This is a genomic window from Pectobacterium polaris (assembly GCF_002307355.1).
Taxonomy (GTDB): Bacteria; Pseudomonadota; Gammaproteobacteria; order Enterobacterales; family Enterobacteriaceae; genus Pectobacterium; species Pectobacterium polare.
Map to the genome: position 1 here is coordinate 2,400,802 of NZ_CP017481.1, position 15,068 is coordinate 2,415,869.

Genomic DNA, 15,068 nt, shown 5'->3' on the forward strand with positions numbered 1-15,068 from the left:
GAGCAAGGGAAGCGGCGTACAGAAATTAACGGGCGTTTTCTTTGATAAAGCTACTTACAGTCGTGTCTTGCGCCATGTCGTTGATGACATCGCCTAACACCGTGTTAACGGCATTGGTAATATTTTCATTATTGGCAGTAAACGCGCCCTGAACGTTATAGGTCGAGCGGTAGTTTTTCACCTGTTTGTTGCCATTCGCCGCCTGAGAAATGATCGAGATATCCGCTTTGGTGGTGATGTTGTAGCGCAGGTTGCCTTCGGAGACATCAGCGTACAGGTGGTTAACCACGATCTGCAAGGCGACTGGGCCACCAGTTCCGATCATGTAACCGCGTGCGGTCATTTGTTTTTCCAACGCTTCTTGCAACAGGAAACGCAGATCGCGAGAAGGCGTCAGCGTAATCAGTTGGCCATCGCGATTCACTTTCGCCAGAGCCTGATCGGCGCGCTGGTCTGCACCATTGATGCTAATCGTTACACCCATCAGCGTCGGATCCTGAGAAGGCACGCTAATTTTTGGTGTGATGTTCAAGGTGTTGCTTTTTGCTGCACATCCTGCAAGCAGAATTACGGCCAGAAGAGGGAAAAATAATTTTTTTAACATTCGTATTTTCTCAGTAATGATTAGTGTGGTGAGCTGACAAATATTGTTGATATCATATCATCGCCACAGGCAGGAAAAAGATCCGATAGCAGGTAAATTGTCCTGAAATTCATCTTTTTCACGCTTTTGACCTGGAAAAACCGTTTTTATCACATCAAGACCGTCGATGATATATCAACCCGTAGCGTACAGCTTTCTTCTCGCGATGCTGTTTTTACGCATAACAGGTTGAAAAACGATGAGGTTATAGTGATTCGGGCATCGGTGAATGACAGTCATGTCGCGTTGATATCAAATTTTCCCCAAGCCGAAAGGGTAGCCGTATGATGCGTGAAACGATAGAAGACAAGCTGCGTGTGGGTTTTGAACCCGTTCATTTAGAAGTGACTGATGAGAGTTATCGTCACAACGTGCCTGCGGGAGCAGAAAGCCATTTTAAAGTTGTGCTGGTCAGCGATAAATTTACGGGCGAACGCGTGATTGGGCGACATCGTGCAGTCTATGCCGTGCTGGCTACGGAGCTGGCGGGGTCAGTGCATGCGTTAGCGCTGCATACGTATACGGCAAAAGAGTGGACCAGTTTGCAAAATGCCGTACCTTCTTCACCGCCTTGCGGTGGCGCTGGCATCCTTTCTTAAGTCATTAATATGGCCCGTTCCTGACATATTCAGGGCGGGTTACTGACAAAAGTGTGAATCCGTTGCTGTAATAGTCCGCCCGCCGTTCTCGACTCATCCTCTCTATATCGCTATAATACGCGTCTAATTTTTTCCTGAATGTATTCGGGACGCTTCTGACTACAAGGACGGGGTTGGCAATTTCCCGGTTCTGCGAGGTTGATTCGAGCTGTACGCCTTCGGTGGCGGCAGTCTGAGTAAGTGTCGCTGTCGTGAGAGTTTTTCGTCGCGAGAATAGTTTTGGGGTTGACCGATCACTGTGATTTTTTGAGGTAATAAGATGCAAGTTTCAGTTGAAACAACTCAAGGTCTGGGACGTCGCGTAACGATTACCGTTGCTGCTGACATCATTGAGAGTGCGGTGAAGAGCGAGCTGGTCAACACGGCCAAAAAAGTACGTATTGACGGTTTTCGTAAAGGCAAAGTGCCGATGAATGTTGTTGCTCAGCGTTATGGTGCCTCTGTGCGTCAGGACGTATTGGGTGACCTGATGCAGCGCAACTTTGTTGACGCGATCATCAAAGAAAAAATTAATCCGGTTGGCGCGCCTAACTACATCCCTGGCGAATATGCCGTAGGTGGCGACTTCACTTACTCTGTTGAATTTGACGTGTACCCAGAAGTCGAGCTGAAAGGTCTGGATGCAATCGAAGTTGAAAAACCGGTTGTTGAAGTCACTGATGCTGACGTTGATACCATGCTGGACACGCTGCGTAAGCAACAGGCGACCTGGAAAGAAACTGACCGCGCTGCGGCAGCGGAAGATCGTGCAACGATCGATTTCACCGGTTCTATCGACGGCGAAGTCTTCGAAGGCGGAAAAGCGTCCGACTTCGTTCTGGCAATGGGCCAGAATCGCATGATCCCAGGCTTTGAAGATGGCATCGTTGGGCACAAAGCGGGTGAAGAATTCACTATCAACGTGAACTTCCCAGAAGATTACCACGCTGAAAATCTGAAAGGAAAAGCGGCTCAGTTCGCTATCGTCCTGAAGAAAGTTGAAGAACGTGAGCTGCCTGAACTGACTGAAGAATTCATCAAACGTTTCGGCGTGGCTGATGGTTCTCAGGAAGGTCTGCGTGCTGAAGTTCGTAAAAATATGGAACGTGAGCTGAAAGGCGCGGTGCGTAACCGTGTTAAAACTCAGGTTCTGGACGGACTGATCAACGCTAACGAAATCGACGTGCCAGTTGCACTGATCGATGGCGAAATCGACGTTCTGCGTCGTCAGGCTGCACAGCGTTTTGGCGGCAACGAGAAGCAAGCGCAGGAATTACCGCGTGAACTGTTCGAAGAGCAAGCTAAACGCCGCGTTGTTATCGGTCTGTTGCTGGGCGAAGTCATCAGCAGCAATGAGCTGAAAGCTGACGAAGCACGCGTTAATGCACTGATCGAAGAGATGGCTTCTGCTTACGAAGATCCGCAGGAAGTTATCGAGTTCTACAGCAAAAACAAAGAGCTGCTGAACAACATGCGTAACGTCGCTCTGGAAGAGCAAGCGGTAGAAACCGTGCTTGCTAAAGCGAAAGTTGTTGAGAAATCAGTAAGCTTCAACGAACTGATGAATCAAACGACTACGGCATAAACCTTGTTGATATCAACATTGTTTATTGCGTAGCGGGGATGCTTCCCTATCAAAAGCCCGTGCCTTATGGCGCGGGCTTTTTGCTTGGTGCTTTGTGCAATACTGATAATGATCGTTTGGATGTTACGTCGTATCTGGTGTTCCTGTCAGGGGATACACGAGGAATGATTGCCTGAAATTGCACTACTATTAAGTCATACAGTTAACTCAGGCAGCGAATTTGTTAGGTCAGGCAACGAGTTAAACTGCGGCGTTGCCGTGCCGATAACGTGTTAAGAATAAAATAATTGGCTCTTTAATAGAGAACGATTGATAGTGTAAGCTTGAAATACAATGCGTGTGCCCCCACTCACTGAAGAGGAAAAGTAGGCACAGCAGGTAAGGATTCTCGGCCGTATGGGTTGTTCAGCAAGGACGAGACAGGGTTCCGTAGTCATCCCCCCCTATCTCTAGTAGAATTGAACAATGCAATTGATTGAACAACGCTAAGAGTGCCGGACGCATTTTATCTAGGAGACGTGAATGTCATACAGTGGCGAACAAGAAAGACAAGCACCTCATATGGCGTTAGTGCCGATGGTGGTTGAACAGACCTCTCGCGGGGAACGTTCTTACGATATCTATTCCCGTCTGCTAAAAGAACGGATAATCTTCCTGACTGGTCAGGTTGAAGATCACATGGCGAATCTGGTTGTGGCACAGATGCTGTTTCTGGAAGCTGAGAACCCAGAAAAAGACATTTATCTGTACATTAACTCTCCAGGTGGCGTCATTACTGCCGGTATGTCTATTTACGACACCATGCAGTTTATCAAGCCGGATGTCAGCACGATCTGTATGGGACAGGCTTGTTCCATGGGCGCGTTCCTGTTGACGGCGGGAGCCAAAGGCAAACGTATTTGCCTGCCTAACTCGCGCGTCATGATTCACCAGCCATTGGGCGGTTTCCAGGGGCAGGCAACGGATATTGAAATCCATGCCAAAGAAATACTGAAAGTGAAAGCCAAGATGAATGAGCTGATGGCGAAACATACGGGTCAGCCTCTTGAAGCGATAGAGAGAGACACCGAGCGCGATCGTTTCCTCTCTGCCAGTGAGGCAGTAGACTACGGTTTGGTAGACTCCGTATTCACTAACCGTGGGTAATAATTCGCCATATTAGCGGTCTGGTGTAGCTAAAAATCAGTGTTCGACCGATAGTCTGTTGTGCGAGGTTATTTTACGCGTATTAGCTATAAGTATCGGCGTTCGTTGTAGCGGTATCGCTGTGGTTGGCCTGCGGGCAAAAGACGAAAAAGAGGTTTAACTCATGACAGATAAGCGCAAAGACGGTTCAGGAAAGTTACTGTACTGCTCTTTTTGCGGCAAAAGCCAGCATGAAGTGCGTAAGCTGATTGCCGGGCCGTCGGTGTATATCTGCGATGAATGTGTTGACTTGTGTAACGACATTATTCGCGAAGAAATTAAGGAAGTGGCGCCCCACCGTGAGCGCAGTGCGTTGCCGACGCCACACGAAATTCGCCGCCACCTTGACGATTACGTCATCGGTCAAGAGCAGGCCAAGAAGGTGTTGGCCGTTGCGGTATATAACCACTATAAACGCTTGCGTAATGGTGACAGCAGCAACGGGATCGAACTGGGTAAAAGTAACATCCTGCTGATCGGTCCTACGGGGAGCGGTAAAACGTTGCTGGCTGAAACGCTGGCGCGCTTCCTGGACGTTCCGTTCACTATGGCGGATGCGACTACCCTGACTGAAGCGGGCTACGTCGGTGAAGACGTTGAGAACATCATTCAGAAGCTGTTGCAGAAGTGCGATTACGATGTGCAGAAAGCGCAGCGTGGCATTGTCTACATCGATGAAATCGACAAGATTTCTCGTAAGTCAGACAACCCATCGATCACCCGCGATGTGTCGGGTGAAGGTGTTCAGCAGGCTCTGCTGAAGCTGATCGAAGGTACTATCGCAGCGGTTCCACCGCAGGGTGGCCGTAAGCATCCGCAGCAGGAGTTCTTGCAGGTTGATACCTCCAAGATCCTCTTTATCTGTGGCGGTGCGTTCGCGGGTCTGGACAAGGTGATCGAGCAGCGTACCGACACGGGACGCGGCATCGGCTTTAACGCAACGGTTAAAGGCACTGCAGATAAAGCGACAGAAGGCGAGTTGTTGGGCAAGGTTGAGCCAGGTGATTTGATTAAATTCGGTTTGATTCCTGAGTTTATCGGTCGTCTGCCAGTCGTTGCTACGCTGAGAGAACTGAGCGAAGACGCGCTGATTCAGATTCTGCGTGAGCCGAAGAATGCGCTGACCAAACAGTATCAGGCGCTGTTCAATCTGGAAGGCGTTGAGCTGGAATTCCGCGATGAAGCGCTGACGGCGATTGCTAAGAAAGCGATGGTGCGTAAAACCGGTGCACGTGGTCTGCGTTCTATCGTTGAAGCTGCTTTGCTGGATACCATGTATGACCTGCCATCGCTGGAAAGCGTGGATAAAGTCGTCATTGATGAATCCGTTATTGCGGGCCAGTCCGAACCATTGCTGATCTATGGCAAACCTGAGACACAGCAGGCTTCCGGCGAATAATTAATCAATTTGGCGGTATCAAAAAATAAAAATGGGGGATTTTATCCCCCATTTGTTTTTTACACGCATGCTGGTCGTTGAATGTGAGACATTTATCCCCATATACTCAAATACCTATTTGATGAAACCCGTGAAAACCGCGTTTCACGAGATTCCCATAACCTGGCGGAAACGAAACTAAGAGAGAGCTCTATGAACCCTGAGCGTTCCGAACGCATAGAAATCCCCGTATTGCCATTGCGCGATGTGGTGGTTTATCCGCACATGGTCATTCCGTTGTTTGTTGGTCGGGAGAAATCGATTCGGTGCCTTGAAGCCGCAATGGATCATGATAAGAAGATCATGCTGGTGGCACAGAAAGAAGCCTCAACGGATGAGCCAAGTATTAACGATCTTTTCTCGGTAGGGACGGTAGCCTCAATTCTTCAAATGCTGAAACTGCCGGACGGCACGGTAAAAGTGCTGGTCGAAGGGTTACAGCGTGCGCGTATTACGACGCTTTCTGACAGCGGTGAACATTTCGCTGCACACGCAGAATATCTTGATCCCCCAGCGATTGATGAGCGCGAGCAAGAAGTGCTCATGCGCACGGCGGTCAATCAGTTTGAGGGATACATCAAGCTGAACAAGAAGATCCCGCCTGAAGTGCTGACATCGCTGAACAGCATTGATGATGCTGCGCGTTTGGCTGACACCATTGCTGCGCACATGCCGCTGAAATTGGCTGATAAGCAGTCTGTACTTGAAATGTTCGATATTACTGAACGTTTGGAGTACCTGATGGCGATGATGGAATCCGAAATCGACCTGTTGCAGGTAGAAAAACGGATTCGTGGCCGCGTTAAGAAGCAAATGGAAAAAAGCCAGCGTGAGTACTATCTGAATGAGCAAATGAAAGCGATTCAGAAAGAGCTGGGTGAGATGGATGACGCACCGGATGAACACGAAGCGTTAAAACGCAAGATTGAAGCGGCGAAAATGCCGAAAGACGCGCGTGAGAAAGCCGAAGCAGAATTACAAAAGCTGAAAATGATGTCACCGATGTCAGCGGAAGCGACAGTGGTGCGCAGCTATATCGACTGGATGGTGCAGGTACCGTGGAATGCGCGTAGCAAAGTGAAGAAAGACTTGCTGAAAGCGCAGGAAATGCTGGATACCGATCATTATGGTCTGGATCGCGTGAAAGAACGCATCCTTGAATATCTCGCAGTACAGAGCCGTGTCAGCAAGATCAGAGGGCCGATTCTGTGTCTGGTGGGGCCGCCTGGCGTGGGTAAAACCTCGCTCGGTCAGTCTATCGCCAAAGCGACTGGACGTCAGTATGTGCGTATGGCGCTGGGTGGCGTGCGTGACGAAGCTGAAATCCGCGGGCACCGTCGTACCTATATCGGTTCAATGCCGGGCAAACTGATCCAGAAAATGGCAAAAGTTGGTGTGAAAAACCCACTCTTCCTGCTGGATGAGATCGACAAGATGTCTTCTGACATGCGTGGCGATCCGGCTTCTGCCTTGCTGGAAGTGCTCGATCCTGAACAGAACGTGGCGTTTAACGATCACTATCTGGAAGTCGACTACGATCTGTCCGACGTGATGTTTGTTGCGACGTCTAACTCGATGAACATCCCAGCGCCGTTGCTTGACCGTATGGAAGTCATTCGTCTTTCCGGCTATACAGAAGACGAAAAACTGAATATCGCTAAACAGCATCTGCTGCCGAAACAGATCGAACGTAATGCGCTGAAAAATGGTGAGATCTCGGTAGAAGACAGCGCGATTGTTGGCATTATCCGTTATTACACGCGTGAAGCTGGCGTGCGTAGCCTGGAGCGTGAAATCTCCAAGTTGTGCCGTAAAGCAGTAAAAACGCTGTTGATGGATAAATCCACTAAGCATATCCAGATTTCGGGCGATAACCTTAAGGATTTCCTTGGGGTACAGCGTTTTGACTATGGTCGTGCGGACGATGAAAATCGCGTAGGGCAGGTGACCGGACTGGCTTGGACGGAAGTTGGCGGCGATCTGTTGACGATTGAAACCGCCTGCGTGCCGGGCAAAGGTAAGCTGACTTATACCGGTTCGTTAGGTGAGGTCATGCAGGAGTCGATTCAGGCTGCGCTTACCGTGGTTCGCGCCCGTGCAGAAAAATTAGGCATCAATGCTGATTTTTACGAGAAGCGTGATATCCACGTTCACGTTCCAGAAGGGGCGACGCCGAAAGACGGTCCGAGTGCGGGTATCGCCATGTGTACCGCACTGGTTTCTTGTTTGACCGGGAATCCGGTGCGTGCCGATGTGGCGATGACGGGTGAGATCACCCTGCGTGGTCTGGTACTGCCGATTGGTGGTCTGAAAGAGAAACTGCTGGCAGCACACCGTGGTGGCATCAAGACGGTATTGATTCCTGATGACAACAAGCGCGATCTGGAAGATATCCCACAGAACGTGATTGCCGATCTGGAAATCCATCCGGTGAAACGTATCGAGGAAGTATTGGCACTCGCATTGCTGAATGCGCCTTCTGGCATGCAGGTGGTCACGGCGCCTAAAGCCAAGACCAAAGCCAAGGCAAAATAGTGACCTGTCGCAAAAACCCTTGAGAAAATCAGGGCTGGTGAGTGAAATCGTGCTTGCCAGCTTTTTTTTGTACCGCTAAGTTAGAGCACTGTTAGTTTTAGCCATAACAGGCTAGGCATGACAGTATTGATAATAAGTCACGTGTCGCGTCTTGGGACAATGAAGCGCGATAAGAGAATTCCAGAGGGGATGACAGAGTGAACAAGTCACAATTGATCGACAAAATTGCCGCAGATGCTGATATTTCCAAAGCGGCAGCAGGGCGTGTGTTGGATGCAATTATTGGTTCCGTTACCGAATCCCTGAAAGAAGGGGATGATGTTGCTTTGGTTGGTTTTGGTACTTTCTCAGTGCGTGAACGTGCTGCTCGTACCGGCCGTAACCCGCAAACTGGTAAAGAAATCAGTATCCCTGCGGCGAAAGTACCAGGATTCCGTGCTGGTAAAACGCTGAAAGACGCCGTTAACTGATTATTACGTCACAGGTTTGGCTGATAACCACTTTGGGTGCCAAACAATACCTGACGCAATGATATTGGTAGGGTAAGATACGAGGCGCATCATTTTATGATGTGCCTTTTATTTATTAGGACTATACATACCCGACACATGGCAAAACGTGGCGGGCAATAAGCTTAAATGCGCCCTAGCCTTGTATTGGGCTATAGCAATCGCAAGGATGCATGGCTCCGGCCAGCGCAGGGAGTTTTATCCATTCTACAGCGGAGTGTTGTCACATTATGATGGACAATTTACGTACGGCCGCGAATAACGTCGTGCTCAAAATTATTCTTGCTTTGATCATCGCATCATTCGTTCTAACTGGCGTTGGTGATTATCTTATTGGTGGTTCAGGAGATTACGCTGCAAAGGTGAACGGGCAGGAAATTACCCGCGCACAGCTTGAGCAGGCGGTACAGAACGAACGCAGTCGTCAGCAGGAAGCCTTGGGTGAGAATTTCTCTCTTCTGGCGAGTAATGACGGCTACATGCAGCAATTGCGTAGGCAGGCACTCTCCCAACTCATTGATGAAACCTTGCTGGATCAGTATGCCAACAAGCTGGGACTGAACATCAGTGATGAGCAAATCAAACAGGCGATCTTTGACGTTCCCGCGTTTCAGACCAACAACCGTTTTGATAATGAAAAGTATCTGGATCAGGTTCGTCGCCTTGGCGTCACACCGGATATGTATGCTCAGATGCTGCGTAAACAACTGACTTCACAGCAGTTGATTCGTGGCTTTGGCAATACCGCCTTCCTGCTGCCGCAGGAGATCGATAACCTGGTGAAACTGGCTGCACAAGATCGCGTTGTCCGTGTTGCAACCATTGATATTGCTGCCAAGGCGAAAGCCCAGACGGTTGCTGATGATGAAGTCCAGAGTTATTACGATCAAAACAAAGGGAATTTCATCGCACCAGAAGAATTCAAAGTCAGCTATATCTCGCTGGATGCGGCAAGCATCATGGACGGCGTGAAAGTAGACGATGCTGCCATCAACGATTTCTACGAACAGAACAAGAGCGATTATTCCCAACCTGAGCGCAAAAAATTCAGCGTTATTCAGGTGAAGAATGAGGCCGATGCAGCGTCTGTTCTTGATGCGCTGAAGCAAGGTGGTGATTTCGCTACGCTGGCGAAAGAAAAATCAACGGACGTTATCTCGCGCCGCAACGGTGGCGATCTGGGATGGATGGACGAAAACAGCATGATTGATGAGCTGAAGCAGGCAAAACTGACGGAGAAAGGTCAGGTTTCCGAAGCGATTAAATCATCTGTTGGCTATCTGGTTGTGCGTCTGGATGATGTTCAGCCGCAGCAGGTCAAACCGCTGAGCGAAGTGCGTGCAGAGATTGCTGAGAAAGTGAAACACGAGAAAGCGCAGGATGGTTACTATGCGCTGCAACAAAAAGTCAGCGAAGCGGCCAGTAACGACAACGAATCTCTGGCTTCAGCAGAAGAAGCGGCCGGTGTGAAGGCAACGCAGACCGACTGGTTTACGCGTGAGAAAGTTCCCGCTGCGCTGAACTTCCAGCCAGTAACGCAGGCTATCTTTAGCGGTGCGCTGTTGGGCGAAAACGGTGCTGCGGGCAACAACTCCGATGTGATTAACGTCGACGGCGATCGTGCTTTCGTTCTGCGTATCACTGAGCACAAGCCTGAAAGTACTCGCCCTCTGGATCAGGTTCGTACCGAGATCGTAGAGACGCTGAAACGTCAGAAAGCTGAACAGCAGACTCGTGTAGACGCTGAAAAAATTCTGGCTGAGCTGAAGCAAGGTAAAGACGACGCGCTTAAAGCTGCGGGTCTGAGCTTTGGTGAGGCAAAAACGATGTCTTCTATCTCTCAGGGTGATGCAACGGCTGAAGCAATCTTTGCTATGCCACATCCAGAGAAAGATAAGCCATCTTATGCGATTACTCAGGATCAAGCTGGTAATGTCGTGCTGGTCGCGCTGGATAGCGTGACGCCACATCAGCTAAATGATGAGCAGAAAACACAGTTTGCTAGCCAGGTTCAGCAAGGTTCTCTGGGTGCGCTGTTTGATTCTCTGCTGTCCAGCTTGCGTAGTGAAGCGAAAATCAAGATGGGCAATGCGGCGCAAGAACAGCAATAAGCTCCGCAAAAATTTGCAAATCGTTGCAACAACAAAAGGCCGCTTTCGCGGCCTTTTCCACATTTAAATTCTGCTGTTTGCGGTGTTGATGGGTCTGCGGCAAGGTAGCCGTGCTGTCACACACAAGGAGGAAACAGCATGAAAAAATCAGGAATAAAAGCACTGTGTTTAATCATCGGAATGAGTTTGTCTGGGTTGCCATTACTGGGGCAGGCGGCACCTAAAGCCGCCGACAGTACGGCGACAGTAGTGAAGTCTGCGCCAGCAGATCAGAAAGCGGAGAAAGCAACGCTTCCTGATGGTGACGAGGATAAGGTAAGCATTAACGCAGCAAACGCTGCTGACTTGGCGGAAATAATGAACGGTGTCGGCCTTAAAAAGGCGGAAGCGATCGTTAACTATCGTGAACAAAATGGTCCTTTTACCCAGATCGATCAATTAACTGAGGTCCCGGGAATTGGGGCTGCGTTGGTTGAGCGAAATCTCTCTCGTTTAAAACTGTGATATTAGTCGCAGCCCAGTCGAGCACTTCCTCTGGGCTGCGAACCTCTGCTAGGCTAATTATCAGGTCATACCAGTTGTTGGTGTTGTCACAGGAGTATCACCGCTATGCAGACTTTCATTACCGTTCGTGGTTATCACATTGATGTTTATCAGCACGTTAATAACGCGCGCTATCTGGAGTTTCTGGAAGAGGCGCGTTGGCAATGGCTGGAAACGTTGCCCGCTTTTGGCTGGATGCATAGCAACAATATTGCTTTCGTCGTGGTGAACATCAATATCAACTATCGCAAGCCTGCCGTTCTCGGTGACGTGCTGCGTATTGATAGCGAATTACTGCAGATGAATACAAAGAGTGGCGTGATCAGTCAGAAGATAACCCAAGTGTCTGATGAAAGTGATGTGGCGGATGCCACGCTGACGTTTGTCTGCATCGATTTATCGACGCAAAAATCACTGCCGCTGGAGGGAAAACTGCTGGAACACCTAAACGAGATTCGCCGTTAACATGAAGCAGCAGGCCACTCTCTGTAAGCATGGCCTGCTGTTTTTACACTGTGTGATGTTTCTGCTTGTCGGTTTCTGAATGGTGGAGTGAAGTCTCAGCGTAATCCTGCTTTCTTCTTCAGCGATGCCATGACAGCCACGGAATCATTTTGATACTGCGCAAGCCCATTTGCTCGTAGATGGCAGGCGGCACACTGACCACACCCATCACCCTTGATGCCGTTATAGCAGGTTAGTGTGTGGTAACGAACGGTATCGAGTTGCTGGTAATGATCCGCCAGCGCCCAGGTTTCGGCCTTATTAAGCCACATCAGCGGGGTTTCAAAACGGATATCGCAGGCAATACCTAAAACAATAGCCTGATTCAGTGCTTTGACGAATTCATCTCGACAATCAGGGTAACCGGAAAAATCAGTCTCACACACACCGGTAATGACGGCTTCTGCACCAACCTGATAGGCGTAGATAGCGGCGAGCGTCAGGAAAAGAATGTTTCTTCCCGGAACAAAGGTGTTGGGGATGCCTTGTGCATTAGCGTCGTAATCGGGAACAGGAATGCTGTCACGCGTCAGGCTGCTGGTGGCGAGCTCATTCAGCAAGCCGACGTCCAGAACCTTATGCGCCGTTGCACCCAGTTTCTGGCTGAGTTCCCGAGCAACATCAATTTCTGCGCGGTGGCGTTGCCCATAATCGAAGGTGATGCAGTGGACGTCATCATAATCTTGCAGAGCCTGAATCAGGCAGGTTGTGGAATCTTGTCCACCGCTAAAAACGACAACAGCACGCTTCATTCTTCATTCACCTTAACGCGACGTTAACCGCAATACGTCTGTAACGCACTGCGGTGTAAAGTCGCTATTTTACCTGAAAAGCGCGGTTATCTGAAAACCATGTTACCTAGAAAATAGCCCGCATTCAGCGCTGCGGCTGCGTGCGGAATACGCTAACCTCACGTCAGACTGGATTCAGGGGAAAGGTGAGCTATCTCTGGGTTGTTCAGCACTCTGAGATAAGGGCTAATGTCACCGATATTTTTTTCTACCCAGTTGCTGTTGTAGTAGGTGTCCAGATAGCGTTCGCCGCTGTCGCAGAGCAGGGTCACAATCGCGCCTTTTTGACCCCTGCTCACCATCTCTTTGGCCAGTTGCAGCATCCCCCAGACGTTGGTGCCGGTAGAGGCTCCCGCTTTGCGACCTAACACACTTTCCAGCCAGTACAGCGTTGCGATGCTGGCGGCATCCGGCACTTTGATCATGTGATCAATGACGTCAGGAATAAAAGAAGGCTCGGCACGCGGGCGACCAATACCTTCTATCCGGCTACCACATGGCCCTGTGATGGAACGATCACGCTTCTGGTAGCAGTCGTAGAAGACGGAGTTTTCTGGATCGACGACGACCAGTTGCGTATCCAGCCCCTGATAGCGAATGTAGCGTCCGAGCGTGGCTGACGTACCGCCAGTTCCTGCGCTCATCACGATGTAGTCCGGCACAGTATGCGGTTCACGTGCCATTTGTCGGTAAATGCTATCGGCAATATTGTTGTTGCCACGCCAGTCGGTGGCGCGTTCAGCGTAGGTAAACTGATCCATATAATGGCCGTTCATCTCTTGTGCGAGCTGTTCGGATGCGGCATAGATTTGTCCCGCCTGCTCGACAAAATGGCAGCGCCCGCCATAGAAAGCGATTTGCTCGATTTTCTTTTTTGCGGTACAGGAAGGCATGACGGCGATAAACGGCAGGCCAAGCAAACGTGCAAAGTAGGCTTCTGAGACGGCGGTACTGCCGGATGACGCTTCGATAATCGGCGTGCCTTCTTTAATCCAGCCGTTGCACAGCCCGTAGAGAAACAAAGAACGCGCCAGACGATGCTTCAGACTGCCGCTGGGATGTGTGCTTTCATCTTTGAGGTAAAAATAGATACCCGGATAATCTGGCAGGGTCAGACGGATAAGGTGCGTATCAGCCGAACGCTGAAAATCTGCTTCGATAGCGCTGATGGCATTTTTAACCCAGGCATTGGTCATGATGAAAACTCGGTTAGGCAGTGATGCGAATAGAGTAACGAGTTTTCAGGATAAAAAGGTTATCTTTTTATCTCTTCATGACCAATTTAAAGAAAATATTTACTCTTTATTTCTGGTTTTTTGGGAATGTTTTCTATTTCCCTGACTGAGGGATGCTTACCCAAAAAACATGGCGATGGCTGCAGCTAGCGCAACGAGAGCCATTAAAGCGAACGCCATATTGATGGCACTGATAATGAAAGGGAATGCGATCACAGCGATACCAAGCATGGCTGCGCTCATGCAAGGTCTGGTGGATTCACGGCGAGCGAAGCCGAAAACAGCGAAAATTATCGCAAGGCAACCTAATACGGATGTTGCTGCAATCACTAACCGCTCTTCATTGAATGAGGATTGCTGTGGTGGTGTGGGCGCCGCTTTTCCTATTAATCTATCCAACGTGGTATCACGGATGGAGACAATTTTTTCTGCGATTCGCTCTTCAATCGGTACTTCTGGTGTTGATGGTCCGACCCAAAAGTAAGATACGGCAATCACTAATCCGATTGCGCCCAAAATCATACCTATAGTACTGAGTTTATTGTTTTTATCCTTTGTCATCGTTTCGCCACTCCTGATTGGCATAAAATACGTCACTGGCTGATGCGTAATGAATTGTAGAAATCAATCTGTCTGCTTATCGTATTACCTTCTGTAAAAGGTAATGAAATTCCATATTATACAATCCATTATGATTTTTCATTATCGAATGGTGATGTGGTTTTTTGATGTTGTCAGTGAATATTGAAGGCGATTTTTAACGGGAAGAACATTGCTTTTCTCTCTTAATGGGGGAAAGTAGGGCAAAGCTTTCTATCGGCGGGCTATATTAGGTAAAACTATGCTAGATAAAATTGATCGCACACTGCTGAATATGCTGCAACAGGATTGCACACTTTCACTACAGACGCTGGCCGATGCGGTTAATCTGACATCCACGCCGTGCTGGAAACGACTGAAGCGTCTGGAGGAGGAAGGGATCATCCGGGCTCGGGTGGCGCTGCTGGATAATGAACGTCTGGGGTTAGGGCTGACGGCGTTTGTCTTACTGAAGACGCAGCAGCACAACCGTGACTGGTATCAGACCTTCACTCGCGTAGTGTCCGACATGCCGGAGGTGCTGGCTTTCTATCGTATGGCTGGCGAATACGATTACCTGATGCAGGTTCAGGTTGCTGATATGAAAAGCTATGATGATTTCTATAAACGGCTGGTGAATGGTATTCCCGGGCTGGTCGATGTAACATCTAGCTTTGCTATGGAACGAATCAAACATACCACGGCACTGCCCTTATCCCTGTGATTCATCGTATATCCGTCTTTTGTATAATTACTTGTCTGAGTCTGTCAT

At 49.3% G+C, this 15,068-nt stretch carries 14 protein-coding genes; 10 read left to right on the top strand and 4 right to left on the bottom strand.

Annotation, left to right across the window (positions count from 1 at the left end; genetic code table 11):
* Window positions 1–25: 25 nt before the first annotated feature.
* Complete coding sequence (locus tag BJJ97_RS10830) at window positions 26–604, bottom strand: lipoprotein (protein WP_010304166.1); 579 nt, start codon at window positions 602–604, stop codon at window positions 26–28.
* 323 nt (window positions 605–927) lie between these two features.
* On the opposite strand from BJJ97_RS10830, the gene bolA reads away from it, so the two are divergent.
* From bolA to BJJ97_RS10875, 9 genes are all read left to right on the top strand, one after another.
* Entirely contained in the window at window positions 928–1,242 is a 315-nt protein-coding gene (gene bolA, locus BJJ97_RS10835; RefSeq protein ID WP_039485477.1) for a transcriptional regulator BolA, read from the top strand.
* A gap of 319 nt (window positions 1,243–1,561) precedes the next feature.
* Entirely contained in the window at window positions 1,562–2,866 is a 1,305-nt protein-coding gene (gene tig / locus BJJ97_RS10840) for a trigger factor (RefSeq protein ID WP_095993939.1), read from the top strand.
* Between the two features lie 522 nt (window positions 2,867–3,388).
* Window positions 3,389–4,012: an ATP-dependent Clp endopeptidase proteolytic subunit ClpP gene (clpP, locus tag BJJ97_RS10845; RefSeq protein WP_010282141.1), complete on the top strand. Its 624-nt coding sequence runs from the start codon at window positions 3,389–3,391 to the stop codon at window positions 4,010–4,012.
* Between the two features lie 163 nt (window positions 4,013–4,175).
* Window positions 4,176–5,450 (top strand): ATP-dependent protease ATP-binding subunit ClpX, encoded by a 1,275-nt coding sequence (gene clpX / locus BJJ97_RS10850; protein ID WP_039485483.1) that lies wholly within the window; start codon window positions 4,176–4,178, stop codon window positions 5,448–5,450.
* A 192-nt stretch (window positions 5,451–5,642) separates the two neighbouring features.
* Entirely contained in the window at window positions 5,643–8,024 is a 2,382-nt protein-coding gene (gene lon / locus BJJ97_RS10855) for an endopeptidase La (protein WP_095993940.1), read from the top strand.
* A gap of 197 nt (window positions 8,025–8,221) precedes the next feature.
* The gene (gene hupB / locus BJJ97_RS10860) at window positions 8,222–8,494 is read left to right on the top strand and encodes a nucleoid-associated protein HU-beta (RefSeq protein WP_005976031.1); all 273 of its coding nucleotides are present in this window, start codon (window positions 8,222–8,224) and stop codon (window positions 8,492–8,494) included.
* Between the two features lie 269 nt (window positions 8,495–8,763).
* A complete protein-coding gene (ppiD, locus tag BJJ97_RS10865; protein WP_095993941.1) occupies window positions 8,764–10,644 on the top strand; it encodes a peptidylprolyl isomerase in 1,881 nt (626 codons plus the stop codon).
* Between the two features lie 138 nt (window positions 10,645–10,782).
* Window positions 10,783–11,148 (top strand): helix-hairpin-helix domain-containing protein, encoded by a 366-nt coding sequence (locus tag BJJ97_RS10870; RefSeq protein WP_095698765.1) that lies wholly within the window; start codon window positions 10,783–10,785, stop codon window positions 11,146–11,148.
* Between the two features lie 105 nt (window positions 11,149–11,253).
* Window positions 11,254–11,652, top strand: coding sequence for an acyl-CoA thioesterase (locus tag BJJ97_RS10875; protein WP_095993942.1), 399 nt, complete (start codon window positions 11,254–11,256; stop codon window positions 11,650–11,652).
* Between the two features lie 95 nt (window positions 11,653–11,747).
* Here BJJ97_RS10875 and queC read toward each other — a convergent pair whose 3' ends face one another.
* The 3 genes from queC to BJJ97_RS10890 form a co-directional block, all read right to left on the bottom strand.
* A complete protein-coding gene (gene queC / locus BJJ97_RS10880; protein WP_095993943.1) occupies window positions 11,748–12,443 on the bottom strand; it encodes a 7-cyano-7-deazaguanine synthase QueC in 696 nt (231 codons plus the stop codon).
* A gap of 158 nt (window positions 12,444–12,601) precedes the next feature.
* The gene (locus BJJ97_RS10885; RefSeq protein ID WP_095993944.1) at window positions 12,602–13,678 is read right to left on the bottom strand and encodes a PLP-dependent cysteine synthase family protein; all 1,077 of its coding nucleotides are present in this window, start codon (window positions 13,676–13,678) and stop codon (window positions 12,602–12,604) included.
* 156 nt (window positions 13,679–13,834) lie between these two features.
* Window positions 13,835–14,278 (bottom strand): hypothetical protein, encoded by a 444-nt coding sequence (locus BJJ97_RS10890; RefSeq protein ID WP_095993945.1) that lies wholly within the window; start codon window positions 14,276–14,278, stop codon window positions 13,835–13,837.
* Window positions 14,279–14,558: 280 nt separating this feature from the next.
* Between BJJ97_RS10890 and BJJ97_RS10895 the strand changes: the two genes are divergently transcribed.
* Window positions 14,559–15,020 carry an Lrp/AsnC family transcriptional regulator gene (locus BJJ97_RS10895; RefSeq protein WP_005976040.1) on the top strand — a complete coding sequence of 154 codons (462 nt, stop codon included), beginning with the start codon at window positions 14,559–14,561 and terminating at the stop codon, window positions 15,018–15,020.
* Window positions 15,021–15,068 lie beyond the last annotated feature (48 nt).

What these genes read in the sequence shown, in the direction of transcription:
- BJJ97_RS10875 (WP_095993942.1), top strand. Translation starts at nt 11,254, where the DNA reads ATGCAGACTTTCATTACCGTTCGTGGTTATCACATTGATGTTTATCAG.
- queC (WP_095993943.1), bottom strand. Translation starts at nt 12,443, where the DNA reads ATGAAGCGTGCTGTTGTCGTTTTTAGCGGTGGACAAGATTCCACAACC.
- BJJ97_RS10885 (WP_095993944.1), bottom strand. Translation starts at nt 13,678, where the DNA reads ATGACCAATGCCTGGGTTAAAAATGCCATCAGCGCTATCGAAGCAGAT.
- clpP (WP_010282141.1), top strand. Translation starts at nt 3,389, where the DNA reads ATGTCATACAGTGGCGAACAAGAAAGACAAGCACCTCATATGGCGTTA.
- lon (WP_095993940.1), top strand. Translation starts at nt 5,643, where the DNA reads ATGAACCCTGAGCGTTCCGAACGCATAGAAATCCCCGTATTGCCATTG.
- BJJ97_RS10895 (WP_005976040.1), top strand. Translation starts at nt 14,559, where the DNA reads ATGCTAGATAAAATTGATCGCACACTGCTGAATATGCTGCAACAGGAT.
- ppiD (WP_095993941.1), top strand. Translation starts at nt 8,764, where the DNA reads ATGATGGACAATTTACGTACGGCCGCGAATAACGTCGTGCTCAAAATT.
- BJJ97_RS10890 (WP_095993945.1), bottom strand. Translation starts at nt 14,278, where the DNA reads ATGACAAAGGATAAAAACAATAAACTCAGTACTATAGGTATGATTTTG.
- bolA (WP_039485477.1), top strand. Translation starts at nt 928, where the DNA reads ATGATGCGTGAAACGATAGAAGACAAGCTGCGTGTGGGTTTTGAACCC.
- clpX (WP_039485483.1), top strand. Translation starts at nt 4,176, where the DNA reads ATGACAGATAAGCGCAAAGACGGTTCAGGAAAGTTACTGTACTGCTCT.
- BJJ97_RS10870 (WP_095698765.1), top strand. Translation starts at nt 10,783, where the DNA reads ATGAAAAAATCAGGAATAAAAGCACTGTGTTTAATCATCGGAATGAGT.
- tig (WP_095993939.1), top strand. Translation starts at nt 1,562, where the DNA reads ATGCAAGTTTCAGTTGAAACAACTCAAGGTCTGGGACGTCGCGTAACG.
- BJJ97_RS10830 (WP_010304166.1), bottom strand. Translation starts at nt 604, where the DNA reads ATGTTAAAAAAATTATTTTTCCCTCTTCTGGCCGTAATTCTGCTTGCA.